The sequence below is a fragment of the Pseudoflavonifractor phocaeensis genome (assembly GCF_016901735.1).
Classification (GTDB): domain Bacteria; phylum Bacillota; class Clostridia; order Oscillospirales; family Oscillospiraceae; genus Pseudoflavonifractor_A.
Window position 1 is genome coordinate 1 of record NZ_JACLZC010000167.1, and the last position, 807, is coordinate 807.

The 807-nt window shown below is 53.8% G+C and carries 1 protein-coding gene and 1 pseudogene; both read left to right on the forward strand.

The window, feature by feature from the left end; all coding sequences use genetic code 11:
• Positions 1 to 259: 259 nt before the first annotated feature.
• A pseudogene (locus H7U37_RS15050) lies at positions 260 to 466 on the forward strand (LLM class flavin-dependent oxidoreductase); the annotation flags it as partial.
• Positions 467 to 578: 112 nt separating this feature from the next.
• Complete coding sequence (locus H7U37_RS15055; protein ID WP_204876975.1) at positions 579 to 785, forward strand: DUF3847 domain-containing protein; 207 nt, start codon at positions 579 to 581, stop codon at positions 783 to 785.
• Positions 786 to 807: the final 22 nt, after the last annotated feature.

Consider the following 807-nt stretch of genomic DNA (forward strand, 5'->3'; position numbering starts at 1 on the left):
TTGGAAGAAATTATTTTGCGAAACCGTGCTTCTCGCCCTGATGAACCGGGTGCATGAAATCATGGGAAAATGCACGGTTTCAAGCCAAGTCACACGGAACGGAAAAGTCGGAAGGTGCGGCTTATGGACAGGACATCACACCGGCAATTCTGAACGGATTTGGTGACAAGGGGATTTTTCACGACACAGCGAAGTGGTTATGCCAGAAGGCGTACCAGCTTCGCTTTTTTATCAAGTAAATGTAGGAGGATTTTTGATGATGACGGTACGCAATGAGATTAAGGCACAGATCGTCCGGGCGGGATATACCATGCAGGAGGTAGTTGACCGGCTCCATGAGGAATACGGCTGGTCGGACAGTGTTTCCAACCTGTCGGCCAAGCTCCAGCGGGAATCCATCCGCTACAAGGAGGTTGTGGAGCTGGCCGAAGTGCTGGGGTATGACATTTATTGGGGTCCCCGCAAAGGCGATGCCTTTGTGGGGAGAGGAGGAGCAGCGGAGCGAGTGAGCTTTCGCACCTGTGCGGAAGCGAAGGATGCACAGCTTGCGACGACGAGGCAGAAACGGAGGTAAATCTATGACAAGTGAAGAAAAGAAACTGTTGCAGGCAAAGCACCGCTTGGAGGAAGCCCAGGCACGGGACCGGGTGAAGGAGCGAAAAGCCCGGACAAGGCGGCTCATTCAGGAGGGCGCAGTGCTGGAAAAAGTGCTGCCGGAAGTACAGGCGGTAGGGCTTGACAATCTGGAAGAATACCTGCAGCGAAAGCTGGCAGGATACGATTGAAAACGGCTGGGAGGTCTCCGGG